23 protein-coding genes and 1 riboswitch are annotated in these 18,662 nt (G+C 36.3%); of the genes, 3 read left to right on the top strand and 20 right to left on the bottom strand.

Annotated elements, in window-relative coordinates:
- Window positions 1-397: 397 nt before the first annotated feature.
- The 5 genes from RQ893_RS03595 to RQ893_RS03615 form a co-directional block, all read right to left on the bottom strand.
- Window positions 398-1,336 carry a 2-keto-3-deoxygluconate permease gene (locus RQ893_RS03595; RefSeq protein ID WP_311481682.1) on the bottom strand — a complete coding sequence of 313 codons (939 nt, stop codon included), beginning with the start codon at window positions 1,334-1,336 and terminating at the stop codon, window positions 398-400.
- A gap of 155 nt (window positions 1,337-1,491) precedes the next feature.
- Entirely contained in the window at window positions 1,492-2,295 is an 804-nt protein-coding gene (locus RQ893_RS03600) for an alpha/beta hydrolase (protein ID WP_311481683.1), read from the bottom strand.
- A gap of 56 nt (window positions 2,296-2,351) precedes the next feature.
- The gene (locus RQ893_RS03605; RefSeq protein ID WP_311481684.1) at window positions 2,352-2,711 is read right to left on the bottom strand and encodes a substrate-binding domain-containing protein; all 360 of its coding nucleotides are present in this window, start codon (window positions 2,709-2,711) and stop codon (window positions 2,352-2,354) included.
- Window positions 2,712-3,053: 342 nt separating this feature from the next.
- Window positions 3,054-4,322 (bottom strand): SLC13 family permease, encoded by a 1,269-nt coding sequence (locus RQ893_RS03610; protein ID WP_311481685.1) that lies wholly within the window; start codon window positions 4,320-4,322, stop codon window positions 3,054-3,056.
- 10 nt (window positions 4,323-4,332) lie between these two features.
- Window positions 4,333-5,553 (bottom strand): DUF4147 domain-containing protein, encoded by a 1,221-nt coding sequence (locus tag RQ893_RS03615; RefSeq protein WP_311481686.1) that lies wholly within the window; start codon window positions 5,551-5,553, stop codon window positions 4,333-4,335.
- A gap of 212 nt (window positions 5,554-5,765) precedes the next feature.
- Between RQ893_RS03615 and RQ893_RS03620 the strand changes: the two genes are divergently transcribed.
- Entirely contained in the window at window positions 5,766-6,857 is a 1,092-nt protein-coding gene (locus RQ893_RS03620; protein WP_311481687.1) for a sugar diacid recognition domain-containing protein, read from the top strand.
- Window positions 6,858-6,906: 49 nt separating this feature from the next.
- On the opposite strand, the gene RQ893_RS03625 is transcribed toward RQ893_RS03620, so the two are convergent.
- Together RQ893_RS03625 and RQ893_RS03630 are read right to left on the bottom strand one after the other, a co-directional pair.
- The gene (locus RQ893_RS03625; RefSeq protein ID WP_311481688.1) at window positions 6,907-7,461 is read right to left on the bottom strand and encodes a chromate transporter; all 555 of its coding nucleotides are present in this window, start codon (window positions 7,459-7,461) and stop codon (window positions 6,907-6,909) included.
- Entirely contained in the window at window positions 7,451-8,008 is a 558-nt protein-coding gene (locus RQ893_RS03630; protein ID WP_311481689.1) for a chromate transporter, read from the bottom strand. The genes RQ893_RS03625 and RQ893_RS03630 overlap by 11 nt, the downstream gene beginning before the upstream one ends.
- Before the next feature lie 58 nt (window positions 8,009-8,066).
- Here RQ893_RS03630 and RQ893_RS03635 point away from each other — a divergent pair, with 58 nt between their 5' ends.
- Both RQ893_RS03635 and RQ893_RS03640 read left to right on the top strand, forming a co-directional pair.
- Window positions 8,067-8,555: a dihydrofolate reductase gene (locus RQ893_RS03635; RefSeq protein ID WP_311481690.1), complete on the top strand. Its 489-nt coding sequence runs from the start codon at window positions 8,067-8,069 to the stop codon at window positions 8,553-8,555.
- Entirely contained in the window at window positions 8,552-8,797 is a 246-nt protein-coding gene (locus RQ893_RS03640; RefSeq protein WP_311481691.1) for a hypothetical protein, read from the top strand. The genes RQ893_RS03635 and RQ893_RS03640 overlap by 4 nt, the downstream gene beginning before the upstream one ends.
- A gap of 67 nt (window positions 8,798-8,864) precedes the next feature.
- On the opposite strand, the gene thiE is transcribed toward RQ893_RS03640, so the two are convergent.
- The 13 genes from thiE to RQ893_RS03705 form a co-directional block, all read right to left on the bottom strand.
- Window positions 8,865-9,479 carry a thiamine phosphate synthase gene (thiE, locus tag RQ893_RS03645; RefSeq protein WP_311481692.1) on the bottom strand — a complete coding sequence of 205 codons (615 nt, stop codon included), beginning with the start codon at window positions 9,477-9,479 and terminating at the stop codon, window positions 8,865-8,867.
- Window positions 9,476-10,297, bottom strand: coding sequence for a hydroxyethylthiazole kinase (gene thiM, locus RQ893_RS03650; RefSeq protein WP_311481693.1), 822 nt, complete (start codon window positions 10,295-10,297; stop codon window positions 9,476-9,478). The genes thiE and thiM overlap by 4 nt, the downstream gene beginning before the upstream one ends.
- Before the next feature lie 50 nt (window positions 10,298-10,347).
- Entirely contained in the window at window positions 10,348-11,505 is a 1,158-nt protein-coding gene (gene thiH, locus RQ893_RS03655) for a 2-iminoacetate synthase ThiH (RefSeq protein WP_311481703.1), read from the bottom strand.
- Between the two features lies 1 nt (window position 11,506).
- Entirely contained in the window at window positions 11,507-12,277 is a 771-nt protein-coding gene (locus tag RQ893_RS03660) for a thiazole synthase (protein WP_311481694.1), read from the bottom strand.
- A complete protein-coding gene (gene thiF, locus RQ893_RS03665) occupies window positions 12,267-12,872 on the bottom strand; it encodes a sulfur carrier protein ThiS adenylyltransferase ThiF (protein ID WP_311481695.1) in 606 nt (201 codons plus the stop codon). The genes RQ893_RS03660 and thiF overlap by 11 nt, the downstream gene beginning before the upstream one ends.
- A 1-nt stretch (window position 12,873) precedes the next feature.
- The gene (gene thiS, locus RQ893_RS03670) at window positions 12,874-13,071 is read right to left on the bottom strand and encodes a sulfur carrier protein ThiS (protein WP_311481696.1); all 198 of its coding nucleotides are present in this window, start codon (window positions 13,069-13,071) and stop codon (window positions 12,874-12,876) included.
- Between the two features lie 134 nt (window positions 13,072-13,205).
- A riboswitch (TPP riboswitch) is annotated at window positions 13,206-13,300 on the bottom strand.
- 78 nt (window positions 13,301-13,378) lie between these two features.
- Window positions 13,379-13,561, bottom strand: a complete 183-nt coding sequence (locus tag RQ893_RS03675) for a hypothetical protein (protein ID WP_311481697.1) — start codon at window positions 13,559-13,561, stop codon at window positions 13,379-13,381.
- Entirely contained in the window at window positions 13,548-13,979 is a 432-nt protein-coding gene (gene sufU, locus RQ893_RS03680) for a Fe-S cluster assembly sulfur transfer protein SufU (RefSeq protein ID WP_311481698.1), read from the bottom strand. Before sufU ends, RQ893_RS03675 begins: the two co-directional genes overlap by 14 nt.
- The gene (locus tag RQ893_RS03685; RefSeq protein ID WP_311481699.1) at window positions 13,979-15,199 is read right to left on the bottom strand and encodes a cysteine desulfurase; all 1,221 of its coding nucleotides are present in this window, start codon (window positions 15,197-15,199) and stop codon (window positions 13,979-13,981) included. Before RQ893_RS03685 ends, sufU begins: the two co-directional genes overlap by 1 nt.
- A gap of 1 nt (window position 15,200) precedes the next feature.
- On the bottom strand, window positions 15,201-16,244 hold the full coding sequence (locus tag RQ893_RS03690; protein ID WP_311481700.1) for a SufD family Fe-S cluster assembly protein: 1,044 nt from the start codon (window positions 16,242-16,244) through the stop codon (window positions 15,201-15,203).
- Window positions 16,244-17,656: a Fe-S cluster assembly protein SufB gene (gene sufB / locus RQ893_RS03695; protein WP_311481701.1), complete on the bottom strand. Its 1,413-nt coding sequence runs from the start codon at window positions 17,654-17,656 to the stop codon at window positions 16,244-16,246. Before sufB ends, RQ893_RS03690 begins: the two co-directional genes overlap by 1 nt.
- Window position 17,657: 1 nt before the next feature.
- The gene (gene sufC, locus RQ893_RS03700; protein WP_311481702.1) at window positions 17,658-18,389 is read right to left on the bottom strand and encodes a Fe-S cluster assembly ATPase SufC; all 732 of its coding nucleotides are present in this window, start codon (window positions 18,387-18,389) and stop codon (window positions 17,658-17,660) included.
- 134 nt (window positions 18,390-18,523) lie between these two features.
- A partial coding sequence (locus RQ893_RS03705) for an HPr family phosphocarrier protein (RefSeq protein ID WP_311481704.1) occupies window positions 18,524-18,662 on the bottom strand: 139 nt, incomplete at its 5' end.

Genomic DNA, 18,662 nt, shown 5'->3' on the forward strand with positions numbered 1-18,662 from the left:
TTGATTAGCCATTTTCCTCTCTCTTTCTTTTACGCCCGTCCGGGCGTTTGATAATTTTTGGAAATCGCTCAGGATTATTCCCAAGCTCGCTCTGTCAGAGTTTCCTTATGCATTGGCCTATACATAAGCAACATCCAACTTCAAAGCACCTATATATGATACGCCATATATAACCATTTGGCAAGTAATTATTTTAGTTTTCTAAGCTCATCACTAATCTAAAAAAACTTAAATAAATATTTAGACTTGCCTAGGCCATTTATTAATATACTTGCAAAAATATTAATTTACAAGAAAATCTCTAGTAAATTAAATATTTTACAAAACTTCCTTCTATATATAATATATAGAGTTCTATAATAAACAATAAAAAAGTCATAAAAAAAAGAAACTCTCATCAAGATTTCTTTTCATTAATCTTTATCCAAACACTTACTGTTAGAGGCACCAAAAGCGAAGTCAAAATCACAACTGTTCCCAACTGTGCTGCCGCAAGGTTTGCATATGGTTCCCAAGACTTATCAAGGTCAGCCACAAGAGCTGGTACAATTACAGAATTACCTGCTGCTGTATAGATAGAAATCGCAGCCCAACCTGGTCTTTTGTTGATGAAAATATCTGCCGGTAGGCTTATAACAAAGGCAGCTAAAACTGTAATAACCGATAAAATAATTCCTGCAATACCGCCGTTAAAAATAGCCTTTAAATCAATTCCAGTTCCTATTACAAAGCCTAAAAATGGCATGATGTATTTTTGTGTCCCAAAGAGAAAATCACAGAAATTTTTATCTATATTTCCCAAAAATATTCCAACAATAATAGGAAAGGCCAAATCTAGAATTGATGTCGGGGTAATATCAGCAACTCCTAGCATGGATAGGGTTAAAAATGTAAAAATAGGTACAGAAATAATGGCTGTGATGGCCGCACTGGCCACATCATACTCATCACCATAATCACCGATAAGGCCTATAAAAAGCGCATTATTGTGATTTGAAATCGCCGCTATAAAGGTCAAGGCAGATATTCCAAAAAATCCTTCCCTACCAAAAAGTTTAAAAAATTTAAATCCTAAAACTATAGCCGTAAGCCACTTAGATAAGAACAAAACCAATCCCCTGTGAAGGGCAAGCCTTAGCCTTTTTATTGTTAGCTGACTGCCTACAGCCACCAAAGTTATATCAATAATAGCATTAAGAGCCTCCTTGCTAGTTATAGCTGCTGTCATTGGCCCAAACTTAAATAGATTTGGTGAAAGTGTATATAGTATAGACGCCAGGATCATCGGCACAACAATAGTCGCTGCTGGCACTTTTTTAAAAATTTTAGAAAGCATATATTCCTCCATAATAAGGCTATTATACTTATTTATTAAAAAAACTACGATTATTTTATTACTTTTCAATCTTTACGTATATTCAAAACTATTTACAACAAAAATAAAAAACGCCAAGGAAAATTTCCCCCAGCGTTTTATTGGTAATTTTTTACTTATAGTCTATTATTTATCCAAGAAATTATATCTCCAATTACTTCATCTTTGGCATATTCATTCATGATTTCATGGTAAAGACCCTTGTATATTTTAATTTGGCAATCTTTTGATGAGTTGTTTTCAAAAAAGTCAAATGAATCTTTGAAATTAACTAGGGCATCGTCCCTACCGTGGAGGATTAAAACTGGGTAAGAAAAGTCTTTTTCATTTTCCTTAAACCAAGCTATTCCGTCTTTTAATGCATATAAAAGACCAAGTTGGTATTTTTTAAGGTTTAATGGGTCAGCAACATAGGCTTCTACAACTTCTTTTACAGAGCAAACCCCATCGCCAAGCTCGTTTGGAAGTTCTGTGTGTGGGTCAAGGCCAGGACCAACCATTTCAGTCAAATTATTATTATCGTGTGTAAGACCACCTGAAGTGATGATTCCAGCAAGGCTCTTATTTTTATACTTTGCCCCGTATAGGCTTACTGCAAAACCACCCATAGAATGGCCTAGCAAGAATACTGGCTTATCAGGATTTTCTTCTATAGCCTTATCTACAACTACATTTACATCTTCTAGCATGTCTTCGTAGTTCTTATAAAATCCTCTCTCGCCTTGAGACTTGCCGTGGCCCCTGTGGTCAAACCTGTAGGTTGAAAAACCTGCCTGGTGGAATTTTTCAGCCACATAATCGTACCTACCAGAATATTCTGCCAAGCCGTGAACAATAACAACTGCAGCCTTGGCATTTTTCGCTTCTTCCTTGTTGAAAAATAAAGATGTGCCATCAAAGGATTCAATAAAATTTGTCATAACCATTCCTCCAAATTTTTCTATCTTGAATATTTGCTTTCATAAACAAAAGCTTCTTATATATTAATACCCCTAAATGTGGTTTCCTTTTCAATTAATTTAACCTTAAGGGCAATATTTGTCTGAGCTTCTTCATCATTTAAAATCTTAAGAAGATTATCAATCGCAAGATTAACCTGATCAGAAATCCTCTGATCTATGGAAGTTATGGCTTGGTTGGTATATTCAGTATCATTAATATTATCAAAGCCTATGATACCAATATCTTCAGGGATTTTTATTCCTTCATTTGCCATGAGTTTATAAGCCTTAACAGCAAGCCTCAACCTCCTAAAAATAAGCTGACTTCCAGTAGCCACAAGAGTCACATCAATCAAATCATTAAGCCCCTCCTTGCCAGCAATAGCATAAGTCATAGGCCCAATTTGTAAAATATCTGGTACAAGAGTATTTAATATAGATGCAAAAAAACATAGGCACCACAATATTAGCCGCCGGCACCCACTTAAAAAATCTAGAAACCATATTCCCTCCGTAATAAGGTTATTATTCCTATTTTAAACAAAAGTCCATGGATTAGGAATTTTATAAAATAATAAATAATATTAATGTTTACGCTTTAATGAAGATAATCATCTGTAATAAAAATATAAAATCAACTTGTAGTTTAAACTATATACAGAATAGAGGATAATAACATGAATTTATCTTCTTTGTCTTAAATTCAAAAACCCGCCAAAAGGCGGGTTAGGATTGTGCTATAAAATTCCTATAACACCATAAAATATTGTTGCGACTATTGTCATTGTCAAACCTACTAAGGATTCATAGGCTATAAGTTTTATTCTTTCTTTGAATGCCATCTTTACACTACCGCCTGTGGCGTGGAAGAATGATCCGTGTGGTAGATGATCAAGAACAGTTGCTCCTGAATGAATCATTGCAGCTGATGCTAGGCCAGATACGTCTGATTTTAGTAAAGTTGATCCGAAAACTTCACTTGCTACAGTAGAACCTGATGTTGTAGAAGCTGTAGCTGCACTCATTAAAATACCTGAAATTGGTGCTAGCATGAATAATGGCAAACCAAGACTATCGATTGTGGAAATAATGTCATTACCTAGGTTTGAATTTTGTATTATTCCTGCAAGTGTGCCTGTTCCTATTAATATTATTGCAACATTTATCATTGAATTTAAGCCATGGTTTGCAAAGCCTAAAAAGTCTCTCATCTTACCCATTGCAAGAGCTCCAATTAGACCTCCTAATGGCAAGGCTAACATTGGATCTACTGTAATATTCGCTAGTGGTCTTAGGGCAAGAAGAACAATGGCTACAAGTGGGCCAACCATAGATTTCCCAAATGAAGGAAGTTCTTCATTTTCTCCTGTAAGATCAAGTTCAGTTTCTGTAACATAAGTACCTTGTTTTTTTAGCATCCTTGCTAAGAAATAAGTAACTATTAATCCACATATTGCCGGAATAATTCCTGCCATCATAACAGATGTAAGCGGTTCAGAAAAAGCAGATGAAACAGCAATTGCGTTAGGGTTTGGTGACATTATGTTTCCTGCCTTGCCCCCACCAATCATAGCTAATAAAATTGCTCTTTTTGAAACGCCAAGCTTATAAGCAATTGCCATTGCTATTGGTGCTACGGTAATAACCGCTATATCTATAAATACTCCAACAGTTGTTAACACCATAGTTGCAATAGCAAGGGCTAGTAGGGCCTTCTTTTCACCCAAAATATCAATAATTTTTTGAGCAATAGAATCTGCTGCTTTTGATTTAATTAAGGTACCTGCCAAGACTCCTGCCGCTAGTATCCTTAAAACCGTTGTCATCATTCCACCAGCACCAGTTGTCATTAGGCTGATAGTTTCTCCAACACTTGCTCCACCTATAAGACCGCCTATTAGAGCTCCTAACATTAGGGAATATACAGCTGGTATTTTAGCAAATATCAACATAATAGTTAATATCAATCCAAGCAAAGCTCCCAAACTAGTTATTGTAACTTCCATATTTTCTCCTTTAATTTATTAGTATTATTGCACAATCATTAACGTTTGTACCTGTAGGACCAGTTTTTATAAGCTGGTCTATCTTTTTTAAGGCAGTATAAGAATCATTATTTGCTAAGACTTCATCAAAATTTATGCCTAGTTTTTCAAGTTTCTCCATTGTACTGCCGTCAACATAAGCACCTGCGGCATCAGTAGGTCCATCTGTACCATCTGATGAATAACTCATGATTACCACATTATCTAAATTTGCAATTCCTTTTGCGCTGGCGAAAGCTAATTCTTGATTTCTTCCGCCTAGGCCCTTACCCTTTAGGTAAACAACAGTTTCTCCGCCTAGGATATAAGCTTTTTTATCAAGTCTTTTACTTTGTTCTCTTGCAATCGCACTTAAAACTTTGCCTACTTCTTTTGCTTCATTATCCAAACTGGTTGTAAGTAGGTCTACATCATATCCTTCTTTTTCTAGAATACTCTTTGCTTCAAGACAAAGCTGGTCAACACTTCCTGAGATATTAATAAGACTGTTGTTTAATTCCTTCACAGTTTCTATCTCAAGGGCTTTTAAAGCTTCATCTGATAGGGATAAGTCATATTTTTTTACAATATCAAAAGCTTCTTTACAAGTAGATTTGTCAACATAAGTTGGGCCAGACGCAATCATGTCAGGCCTATTGCCAACAACGTCTGATAAGATGATATTATATACTGTGGCAGGTTTACAAATTTCTGCAAACTTACCACCCTTAACCTTTGATAGTCTTTTCCTAATTGTGTTTATTTCAATAATATTAGCACCCTTTTCTAGGAGCTGATTATTGATATCTTGTATCTCAGAAAAGCCCACAACTGGTATTTCGAAAAGGGCTGATCCGCCGCCGGATATGAGCATAACAACCAAATCATCCTCAGTCAAATCTTTTACCAAATCATATGCATACTTACTTGCAATAATAGTGTTATCATCTGATATTGGATGACCCGCCTCAAAGCACACCGCTCCTTCAAGATCAGATGTAAGATGGTCGTACTTAGTAATAACCACTGCATCATCAAATTTAACATCAGATTCTAAAGCTGTTTTAGCCATCTGATAAGCGGCCTTACCTATCGCTATCAAAATCTTTCTCCCCTTATTTGAGGGCAAATTTTTAAGCTCTTGTTTCACAGCATTATCTGGCAGACACTTTTCTATAGATCCGTCCACAACCTTTTTTATTAGTTTCTCCATAGCTCTCCTTTCTTCTTTCGTAATATGTAACAAGTAAAGATAAATTAATAGCCATTAACCAACTACAGGTAATAATAAATCACTATAATTTATTAACTTATATCTTGATTTTATTATAGCAAACATGACTTTTTAAATTCTATGGTATATAATACAAATAAACACGTTTTCCCAATATAGGTTTTTGGTACTCATGCCAAGAGAGGATTTTTATGAAGATTAATAATACACTTGCTCAATCAATTGTAGAAAGTCTTAGAAACACAATCAAGCAAGATATAAATTTTATAGATAACAATGGAATCATAATCGCTTCAACAGATAAAAAAAGAATTAACACCATCCACAAGGGTGCCCTTATATGTTTAGAAAAGAGAGAAACTGTTGCAATTATACGTGATGATCAATATCCAGGTTCCAAAAAAGGAGTCAATCTACCAGTTAATTTTCAAGACGAAATAATTGGTGTAATCGGTATATCAGGAGATCTCGATATTGTAGAAAAATATGGTAATATCATCAAAAAAATGACAGAAATTCTCCTTAAAGAAGAGTGGATTAAAGAAAGCCAATCTGCAAAGCTTGAAAATAGCAAATTAATTATAGAATCTATTTTAAATTCTCAATTATATCACCTAGATCTTGTCCCTAAATCACTAGAAAATTCTTTTAAACACTTTTCTGTAGCAGAAATCCCTCTTGATGAATTAGGTTTTGATATAAAAAGAAATTTGGTTAGGTATTCTGAATCAAATTATGAAAAAGATAAAATTTACTCCACTATAATTCATGATAAATTTATTAACATTTATATAGATAGCAACGAAGAAAAAATAACAAACCACCTTTCAAAATTGTATGCCACATACAAAAACAACCACAATTTGTCTCTTGATTTTGGTATTAGCGATACATTTATCGATATAGAAGAAGCGAGAACCTACTATAATCAGGCCCTTAAAGCTTGTGATTGGGCTAAAGTAAGCAAATCTAATCCGATTTTATTTTACAAAAATATGCACATGGGTCTTTTGATAACCTCATTGGATGAAAAAGACTTGTTAGAGTATTCAAAAAGAATCTTAAAATCTATAGACCCTAATGATATAAAATTTTACCAGGACTTATTTTTCCTCTATGGAAAACACAACGGTTCAATTAGCAAGATATCAAGAGATATGTATATGCACAAAAATTCAATCCAATATAGGATAAATAAATTAAAAGAGCTTACCGGCTATGATCCAAGAAATTATAATGATTATGTAATTTTGTGGTTTGCTTTTCTTACAATAAAAAAATAGGAAGATGGAATTCTTTATAATAATTTTATTAAAAATCTAAAACCTAAAACTAGATAATAAGACCTAATATTAAATAAAAACAACCACAACAAACCATAACCTTGATTGGGTCGTAGTCTTTTTTCTGCATGATTATGAAGGCTCCAAGGAATAAGCCTAGCATTTTATAGTCAAGGTTTTCTATTGCCATGGCATTTACATCAAATAGGGCAGTTTTTAGTATATCTAGGCCTGCTATTAGGATCATTACGACAATTGCTGGTCTTAAAAATTTTAGGATGTCTGTTATCAAGTCTAGGTCCTTATATTTTTTATAAAAATATGATAGGCCGCCTACTATGATGGCAGATGGCAAGATACAGCCCATTGTTGCTGCAAGGCTTCCTGGAAAACCTGCAACTCTTTGGCCAACAAAGGTGGCTGAGTTTAGGGCGATTGGCCCTGGGGTCATTTGGCTGATTGTGATTAGGTCGTTAAATTCTCCCACGGCAAGCCAGCCGTTTTCTACGACTACTTCTTGTTGGATTAGGGCTAAGGCTGCATAGCCTCCGCCAAAGGAGAAGAGTCCGATTTTAAAAAAGCTTATAAATAATTTAATTAGCATGGTCCCTCCTTTTTATTAGTGAATTTACTAGGCCAAGTAAAATTAGGCCACCAATTATATAAACAATGTTGACTTTAAGAAAATATCCTAAAACAAAAGCGATAACCATAATTACCGGCACAAATTTTAATTTTTCTTTAAGTAAGTCTTTGGCCATATCATAGGAAACCTTAAAAATCAGGGCGGCAATAGCAGCCTGCATTCCCTTTAAGAAACTTGCTATATAATGATTTGCTATGAAGGCTTCGTAAAACATTGATATTACAGATATTATCACTAGAGGTGGGATGGCTGTACCTAAAATCGCCACAAACATTCCAGTAAGGCCTCCCGTTTCATAGCCTACTACTATTGATGCATTTATAGCAACAGCCCCAGGTGCTGACTGGGCAATGGCTGTCATGTCTAGCATTTGGTCCTTGTCTATCCATTTTAATTTATCTACAAAGGTATCTTTCATCAAGGTCAATATCACATAGCCCCCGCCAAAGGTGAAGGCTGAGAGATAGAGAGTTGATTTAAAGATTTGCCATAATTTATTCTTCATAAGTCCTCTTTCTTCTTATATCTTACTATATTTTTGGGTATAATAAAGTGAGGTGGATATGAAATTAATACTAGCAGTTGATAAGAATTGGGCAATAGGTCTAGATAATAAGATGCTTTACGACTTAAAAAAAGATCTCAAACATTTTAAGGAAACTACGACGGATAGCCTTGTAATAATGGGAAGAAAGACCTTTGATTCTATGAGTTCTGCTCTTCCAAATAGGGAAAATATTATTTTGACTAGGGACAAAAATCTAAAAAGGGATGGCGCCTTAGTCTTTAATGATATTTCCGAAATTATTTCTTATGTGAAAAATTCTCCAAAGGAGGCCTTTGTAATTGGCGGCTCTGAGATTTGCAAGCTTTTCTTAGCTTATATCGATGAGGCAATAATCACAAAAATTGACGCACAAAGTCCAGCAGACACCTACCTCCACAACTTTGATACGGATTCAAATTTTGAAATCGTTGAAGAAAGTAAACCCATAAACGATGAAGGAAAAAAGATAAAATTCGTAAGATACAAAAGAAAGGAAAATAAATGAAAGATAAGATATTATTCGTAAGCGATCTCTGTCCAGATTGTGCAGGGATTTTAGGAGAAATTAAAGACGGTTCCAAAAAATACGCTGACTGTGATGTAGTAAACATCACATCATCAATGCCAAGCCTAAAACTATTCCTAAAATACAGGGACACCCTCCCTGGCTACCAAGAAGTAAGAGAAGCCCACAGAGCAGGCGTGCCATCTGTGGTAATTGGAGAAAATGAAGTAGAATTTTTATAAATTCCAACTATAAATGATTTCTGTTTAGAAAAGCCTGGCTCTTGCCAGGCTTTTTCCGTCCTTTAAATTATAGGATTTGGTTAATTTTTTCCTTCAATTTCTTTGTTTCTTCTTCTACATTTGGGCTATCCATGATTGCCCTTACTACACAGATCCCGTCCACACCTGAACCTGCTAGGATATCTACATTATCAATATTAAGACCACCTATGGCGTAGACTTCTATGCCCACATTTTTTTTGATTTCTTTTAAAGTTTCCACGCTGGTTCTTTTGGTTTTGACGTGGGTTTTGGTTTCAAATATTGCCCCAACTCCTAGATAATCAGCACCTTCTTTTTCCGCTTCTTGGGCAGCTTCTACAGACTTTGCTGTTGCCCCTATAAGAGCATCAGGTCCTAAAAGTTTTCTTCCAAGCTCTATTGGCATATCATCCGCACCGAGGTGGACTCCAAGGCCAAGGGCCCAAGCCAAATGGGGTTTATCATCAATTAGCATTGGAACTTTGTAGGAATCACAAAGGGCCTTGACCTTTTTGCCAAGCTCTAGGATTTCCAAGTCAGTCTTGTCTTTTTCTCTCAATTGGAGGATATCAACTCCTCCTTTTAAGGCAGCCTCGATTCTTTCCAAGAATTCTTCCTCGCTATACTTATCCGAATTTGTCACAAGATATAGTTTTTTCAAAATTTTATCTCCCTTACTTTTGCTTTTTTGCTTATTTCTTCATTACTAATTAGGCTTATCTCGTCCATGAGATTTACAAAAAATGTGTAAAGCCTAGGCGTATCTGTTTTTTCTGCCGCAATTTCCATAATAAGCAGACCACAAATAGTTGCCGAAACAGGGTCAGTTACAGCCATTAGACTTGAAATCATTGCAGTTAACATACAGCCTGTACCCGTAATTTTGCTTAGACTTTCAACCCCATTATCAATGGCAAAATAAGAATTTCCCCCAATAACTAGGTCAGTTTTGCCTGTGATTAAGACTGTTGACTGGTATTTTTGGGCAAAGTCCCTTGCTTCCCTGGCAATTTTTTCAATATTCGATCCCCAAAGCTCGTCAGCCTTGCCAACATCAATGCCCTGGGCGTTTGATAACCCACTAGCAAGGGTCCTGATTTCTGAGGCATTTCCCTTAATTAAGTCAAAATGATACTTGTCTAAAAGTTTCTTGGCGAAATTATAGCGAAGAGTAGAGGCACCGACCCCTACCATATCAATGGTTAGGGGGATATTTTTCTTATTAGCCTCCTCGCAGACCCTATCAATGGCAACCATTCTTTCACTTGTAATATTACCCAGGCTTAGGCTTAGGCAAGCAGAAATATCTACAATTTCAGATACCTCTTCTGGATGGGCAGCGCAAATTGCCTTAGCTCCCATAAATAAGATGACATTTGCTACCATATTTATGGCGATTGGATGGGTGATAGAGTGAACTAGGGGTTCTTTTTCCCTTAACATCTCCCTCGCTTCTAATATTTTTTCTAAATCAAACATTACCCTTCCTTTCTATTTCCAAATTATTTTTAAATTTTTTACAAAATATCTTAGAGATTGATATAGTCTGTGAATACTGGGGTCATACCTAGGTTTTTTAAGTCATTGAAGGTTTCTGCTGTTGACCTTGCATCGTCAATTTCAAATTGTTCATCACCCTCATCGGCACTTTTCTTTGACCTATGTCCGATTGATGTATCAACAGATGCTGAAATTTTTGTAGCGGCGTAGCTTACGGCTAAATTTCTAAAATCTTTTGACTCCCTGGTTGAAAGAGTAATTGAGGCAAAAGGTAAAAACATCCTAATAGCAGCCATGATTTGGAAAAACTTTTTATCATCTACTATGTTGAATTTTAGTGAATTATCCGCACCATGAGTTGGCCTTATCCTTGGTAAAGAAATGGCAATTTCTGCATGAGGATATTTTTTCTGAATTTCGCTTGCGTGGATTGCAAGTTTAAAGGCTTCTTCGATAGGATCTCCCAAGCCGAAAAGTGTTCCAAAACCAACTCCCCTAAAACCTGCCTGGAGGGCTCTTTCCTGGGTATCGAACCTATAGGAAAAACTCCTCTTATGGCCGTAAGGGTGATAGTAGTCGTAGGTTTCAGGGTTGTATGACTCTTGGAATACTGTCACAAAATCTGCCCCGACTTCTCTTAAAACCTTGTAATCTCCCACATTGGCTGGGTAAACCTCGATACCTATTACCTTAAAATACTTGCTAGCTATTTTACAGGCTTCGGCAATGTATTCTATTGAAGAAAATTTTTGAGATTCGCCTGTTAGGATTAAAACATCTTCAATACCTGTTTCTGCAAGCGCCTTCATCTCCTCTTCTATTTCCTCATAATTTAATTTCGCCCTTTTTATATCAGATTTGGCCCTAAATCCACAATACCTACAAGAATTTTCGCAGTAATTTGCTATATAAATCGGAGAAAATAAGCAAACATTGTTGCCAAAATATCTTATTCTTTTCTCCTTTGCAAACTCTGCCATATACTCTAGGTATTCTTCTGCCTCATCGCTTAGGAGGTTATATAAATCTCTTGGAGTAAGAGATGATGACTCAAAACTAGCCAGCACATCAGCCTTGGTAACTTTGGTGTTTTTTACTTCTTCGTAGGATAATTTTACCCTTTCTTTGATATCTGAATCGATTATATCCATTTCTGGGAAATAATCGAGCACACTTTTTATATTCATATCAGTCAAAAAAGTCTCTTAATGGTGAAGATGGGTCTGCACCTGCTTGTAAAACCCTACCTGGTTTTGCAAGGTAGGCGAGTCTTCCTCCTTCTATTCCGTGTTTAAAAGCCTTTGCCATCAAATTTATATCGCTGGCAGAAGCTATACCTGTGTTTGCCATGATAGCTGCGGCTCCCATTTCCATTGCTTCTGCTGCCTGACTTGGCACGCCAATTCCCGCATCAACAATAACTGGTAGGTCTATTTCATCAATTATTATTTTTATAAAATCACGGGTAGCAAGGCCCTTATTAGAACCGATTGGGCTGGCAAGAGGCATGATGGCAGAAGCTCCTGCATCCCTCAAGTCCCTAGCAAAGTTTAAATCTGGATACATATAAGGAAGAACTACAAAGCCCTCTTTGGCGAGGATTTCTGTTGCCTTTAGAGTTTCAACATTGTCTGGCAAAAGGTATTTTGAATCTCTCATGATTTCGATTTTCACAAAGTTTCCACAGCCCATTTCCCTGGCAAGCCTTGAAATCCTAATAGCTTCATCAGCATTTCTTGCCCCTGAAGTGTTTGGGATAATGGTAACTTCTTTTGGTATGTAATTTAAAATATTTGCCACATCCTTGGTATTTGCTCTTCTAAGGGCAACAGTAATCATCTGTGAGCCAGCAGATTTGATAGCTGCATCAATTAATTCTGGTGAATATTTGCCAGATCCAAGGATAAACCTTGACTCAAATTTCTTATCTCCAAGTACTAAATAATCTTTATTTTCCATTTCTTTCTCCTATAATAACTTTAAGCGCTAAGAGGGCTTCTATATTTGCTACAATTCCTAGATAAGGCGCGTACAAACCTTGAACTTGACTTGATTTGAAGTCCCCAACCATAGTAACATTTTCTATTTTTTTTACTTTTATATCTGAAAAATCTCCAAGTCCCGACAGGCCTGAAGCCATAATTAATTTTTTGTCATTCCTTCCCAAAAAATATTCAAAAACCAAGCTTTTCATCTCTTTTTTGTCAAAGGCTTCGATGAAAACATCGGTTTTTTCTGCGATTTCGCTCAAGTTTTCTTTTGAAATCAAAACTTCTTTTGCAAAAACTTTGGCATAAGGAATAGTTTCTTCAATTTTCTTTTTTGTTTGAAAGACCTTTGATTTTCCCAAGTCTTTTTGGTCGTAGTTTTGCCTATTTAGGTTTGATAATTCAACCTTATCATAATCGTAAATGTAAATTTCCCCAAGCCCAGACCTGGCAAGGACCATAGCTATATTTGAACCCAGTCCCCCACAACCTAAGATTGAAACTTTAGCGTTTTTGAGTATTTCATTAATTTCCGGGTCTTGTCTTTTTAAAATCTCATTTCTCATATCAACCCCCACCAACAAAGGAAAAGACTTCTACTTTCGCCCCATCTTCCAAGATAAATTTATCAAAATCCACTTTTTTTACTAAGTGGCAGTCAACTTCACAGGCCAAAAAATCTGGGTCGTAATCATTTCTTATTAAAAAATCCCTAAGATTTTCTCCTTCAATAAAGGAAACCTCCTTGTCATTTACCTTAATCACTTATTCACCTCCTCAAAAAAAGGCACAAAAAGGACAACCATACCCGAGGTGGTATGCCCCTTTAGTGCCATGACTCTCATTTTTTTAATTTTTCTAAGTCTTTTGCATTAAAAAAGACCCCTCTAGGGGCCTTTAAACTCTTTTTCTAGCTTCCTTACGCAGGTTTTAACCTTCCAAGTTTAAAGGGTTGATGAATATCTCTCAGCAAATTGCACCCCTAGCTACTAACATTATAAGACAAATTACAAATAATTTCAATTTTATTTTTGGCTAATATTTGCCTTTATTTTCAAAATATTGAAAGTGCCTATAATTTATTTATTTTTTTGTATTTCACATAGGTATTGGCAGTCATTAGTATGGCTGCAATTAGGATTAGCCACCAAACTTCATTGCCTTTGCTATATTGCAAGTAAACCAACATATAGACTAAAATTGCACTTGTTAGTGATGTATAAAATTCTAGTTTTTCTAGCTTATTTTTTCTCATCAATAACAGCCCTGAGGGTGTTCCAAGATAGGAGAGCACAGTTTACCCTTTGTGGCATATTTTGAATGTTTTTGAAGGCCACAGCGTCTTCGAGTTCTTCAAGCTCCTCATCAGTCACGTCTTCTCTCTTAATCATCCTTTGGTAAATATCTGCCATTTTGTCAGCTTCTGCCATAGTTTTGCCAACCAGCATATCGCACATTACAGATGTGGCAGCTTGGCTAATAGCACAACCATCACCTGTGAAGGCTGCGTCCACTATCTTATCTCCATCGAGTTTTAATTGCAAAACTATTTCATCGCCACAAGATGGATTGTGGCCGTCTTCCTTGATGTCAGCGCCTTCTAGGTCATGCTTATTTGCTTGGTTTCTTGAATGATCTAGAATTATCTGACTGTATATTTCCTGCATATCCATTATAGTCCCATCACCTTTCTAACTTCTCTTAAACTTTTTGCGAAAATTTCAACTTCTTCTTTTGTATTATAAATCGCAAAAGATGCCCTGGCTGTAGATGAGATTCCTAAATAAGTGTGTAGAGGCATAGCACAGTGGTGACCGCTTCTTACAGCTACATTCTTAGAATCTAGGATAGAAGCTATGTCGTGTGGGTGGACGTCATCGAAAGTAAAGGCAATTAGAGCCCCTTCCTCAACGCTTGTCGGATGGACGATTTTTATATTTTCTATGTCCTTAATTAGGTCATAGGCATAGTGGGTTAATTCCATCTCATGGGCATGAATATTTTCCATGCCAATTTCTTCCACATATTTTATAGCTTCTATTAGGCCAATAACCCCACCAACATTTGGTGTTCCGGCCTCAAATTTTATAGGTGCCTTGGCAAAGGTTGAATAATCTTCATAGACATATTCTATCATATCTCCGCCCAAGTTAAAAGGTTTCATCTTATCAAGTAGGTCATATTTGCCATAAAGGACACCAATGCCCATTGGCGCATAAATCTTATGACCAGAAAAAACCAAAAAGTCACAATCAAGGTCGGTAACGTCAATTTTTTTGTGGGCTACAAGTTGAGCAGCATCTACAATTGTAGTCGCACCTACTTCTTTTGCCCAGCCGATAATTTTCTTAACGTCAATAATTTCGCCTGTCACATTTGATGCTCCAGTTACTGAAACTATCTTTGTTTTTTCATTTATTTTTGCCTTTAAATCCTCATAGTCAAGAGAATAATCATCTTTTAAATAGGCGAAAACAAGCTTTGCCCCAGTGGCCTTGGCCACCATCTGCCATGGAACTAGGTTGGCGTGGTGTTCTAATATGGTAATTAAAATCTCATCGCCCGCATTTAGATTGTCCAGTCCATATGAATAGGCAAGTAGGTTCATAGCCTCTGTTGTAGTCTTGGTGTAGACTATTTCATTTCTGGATTTAGCATTTATAAACTTTCTAATTACTTCCCTACCATTTTCGTAGGCTTCTGTTGCTACCCATGAAAGGTAGTGAGCCCCCCTGTGAGGGTTAGCATTTTTGTACCTATAATAATTGTCGACTGCTTCAATTACCTGTCTTGGCTTTTGGCTGGTGGCAGCTGTATCTAGGTAGATTACATCCTTGCCGACCTTGGCCCCGTCAAGATAGGGGAAATCTTTTCTTATTTCTGCTACATCCATACTAATTCCTACTATTTAATTCGTGAACTTCGTCTGCTATTATCTTGCGTAGGTCTTCGTCTTCAATCTTATCAAGGGCTGGGGCAAAATTTGCCTCAAGCATCATGGATTCAGCTTGCTTTTTGGAAAAGCCACGGCTCATGATATAAAATAGCATTTCCTTATTCATCCTACCAACGCTTGCAGCGTGCTTACCGGCTACTTCCTTTTCCTCATTGAGAAGGACAGGAGCAGACTTGTTAATAACCTCATCTGATAACATCATTGAGTAATCCCCAATCTTGCCGTCAGCCTTGGTGCACCCACGTCTTAGGTCGACAATACCCTTAAAGTTTTTATGAGCCTTATCTTTTAATGCTCCATTAAAAAGAGTATTTGAATCTGTATTTATACCAAAATGCTCATTTACAGTCATTAAGTCTAGGTATTCTTCCTTAGATTTGAAGTAAACACCATTTTCTACGACTTTGGCCTCTTCGCCTCTTAGGATATTTCTGATATTAACCATGGACTTTGTTGCCCCAATTTCAATATAAGTAATATCAAGCTCTGCCCTGTCAGCAAGTCTTGTTGCGATTGAATTTAGATTGGTAGATTCATTTTTAAGGTCAACTACAACTACGAGTTTCACCTTAGAATCTTCCTCTAAATTGACTAGGATTTGAGAATTTATAAAAATCTTTCCCTTTGCACTATCAGCAAAATTTACCAAAAATGAAGAAGTTGTATTCTTCCTTGCGTTTATTTCAATGTCTGACACAAGTATGTTGTTTTCATCGTTCATTTCTAGGTTTATAAATTCTGTTTCTTTGTTTTTATCTATATCAAAACTTAAAAAGTGGTTTCTAAAGTCTTGGTTTTCCTTATTTATCTCTGGAGAAAGGCCATAAGTTTCATTTGCAAAGGCATTTTTAACTTCGCTTAGATCCTCTCCATTAGATTTTCCATAAAAAGGCTGGTTTTTAATTTCAACTCGGTCATAATCAGTATTATTTAGACCAAAATAGGCCCAAGTTGGAGCCCTCATTTCATTTATCTTTGTCATCAGCCATTTGCTCCTTCCAATTCCATATCAATTAGGTTATTCATTTCAACTGCGTATTCTAGAGGTAGGAGCTTAGATATTGGCTCAGCAAAACCTCTTACAATCATTGATTTTGCTTCTTCTTCTGGAATACCCCTGCTCATTAGATAAAATACCTGGCCTTGGTCAATTGAACCTATTTTTGCCTCGTGACCACAGTCAACGTCATCATTTCTAATATCTAGAACAGGAATGGTATCTGATTGACTTTCTTCTGAAATCATGAGGTTTTCGCAGTCTACAGTTGATCTTGAACCCTTAGAATTTTTCCTCATCTCAACTAAAGAACGGGTCATGGACTTGCCGTTTCCAGCTGTAATTGACTTTGTAAGGGCAGTTGAGTAGGTATTTGGAGCAAGATGGATCATAGAGCAACCATTGTCTATATATTGACCATCACCTGCGAAGGTAATACCTGTATATTCAGCACTCGCACCTTCACCTGCAAGGATACTTGTTGGATAAAGCATAGACACCTTTGAACCAAAAGATCCTGATACCCAAATCATCTTGCCACCTTCTTGGACAATGGCACGCTTGGTATTTAGGTTATACATATTTCTTGACCAGTTTTCTATAGTAGAAAATCTGACTTCTGCGTTTTTGCCTACAAAAATCTCGACAGAACCTGCGTGGAGGTTTACAACATTGTATCTTGGAGCAGAACAACCCTCTATGAAGTGAACCCTTGAATTATCCTCAGCGATAATCATTGTATGCTCAAATTGGCCAGCTCCTGGCGCATTTAACCTGTAATAAGATTGGAGTGGAATATCAACCTTAACTCCTTCTGGGACATAAATTAGAGATCCACCTGACCAAACAGCACCGTGAAGGGCTGCATACTTATGAAGAGTAGGTGGAATTGCCTTTTGGAAATATTTTTTAACTAAGTCTTCGTGTTCCCTAACAGCTGTTGTAAAATCAATAAAAATTACGCCTTGGTCTGATAAGTGTTTTTGGATAGAGTGGTAAACTTCCTCACTATCATATTGGGCACCAACACCAGCAAGACTTTCTTGCTCGGCCTGTGGAATACCAAGCCTGTCAAAGGTGTCCTTAATATCTTCTGGCAAAGCCTCCCAAGTAGATTTCTTATCTGTTGGTGGCTTTACATAGGTTGTGATATCAGCCATATTAAGCTCTGAAAGATCTGGTCCCCATGATGGATTAGGAGTTTTTTCGAAAATTTCTAGAGATTTTAACCTTCTCTTTCTCATCCATTCTGGTTCATTTTTCTTATCAGATATTTCATTTACAATATCAGCATTCAAGCCTTTTTCTGTAATATCTGAATATATAAATTCATTAAAGAAATCATAGTAACCACGGTCTATGTCCTTTAATTGTTCTTCAATATTTATTTCTTTCATCTTACACCCATTCGTATCCTTCGGCTTCAATCTTATCCATTAGACTATCATCTCCGGTTTCTTGGATGACTCCGTCTTTTAAGATATGAACATAGTCAGCCTTAATATTTGATAAAATTTCCCTGTGGTGGGTGATAATAATAACTGATTTTTCACCATCTAGGAAATTTTCGATTCCTTCTGAAACAATCCTTACCGCATCAACGTCAAGACCAGAGTCTGTCTCATCTAGTAGAGCAAGTTTTGGATTTAGCATCTGCATTTGAAGGATTTCTGATTTCTTTCTTTCACCACCAGAAAAACCAACATTTACATACCTATTAGCATAAGAAGAATCAAGCTTTAAGTCTTCCATTTGTTTATTTAGTTCTTTATTAAAGGCCAAAATTTTTGGTTTTTTGCCAGTAATTTGCTCTTCAGAAATTCTTAGAAAATCAGAAAGCTTAACGCCAGGAATCTCATCTGGGTGTTGAAAGCTCATGAAAATCCCAAGTCTAGCCCTCTTATCAACACTAAAATCTGTGATGTCTTCACCCTCAAAGAAAATCTTTCCTTCCTTGATTGTATAGGCCGGATTTGCCATAATAGAGTTCATAAGGGTTGATTTGCCTGAACCATTGGCACCCATCACTACGTGGACCTCACCCTTACCAACTGTCAAATTTATTCCCTTGAGTATATTCTTATCTCCAGCCGAAACATGGAGATTTTCTATTTTTAATAAATCGCTCATTATTTACCTCTTTTATCTATTTTTCGCTCTTTTAAATCATACCTTTTTGCTAGGGATTATCAATGTATCCGCATCAAACAACATACCATAAAAAATAAAAAAAACGAGCCGAAGCTCGTTAATTATTATCTATGCTAATATTCATTCAATTTATTTTCAACTAAATCGATAAGACTTTTTACAGCATCTTCTTCTTCATCACCTTCTGCTCGAATAATTATCTCATCGCCTTTAGAAGCACTCATGCTCAGAACTGACATGATAGACTTAGCA

The organism is uncultured Anaerococcus sp., from assembly GCF_963510915.1.
In the GTDB taxonomy this organism is placed as follows: Bacteria; Bacillota; Clostridia; order Tissierellales; family Peptoniphilaceae; genus Anaerococcus.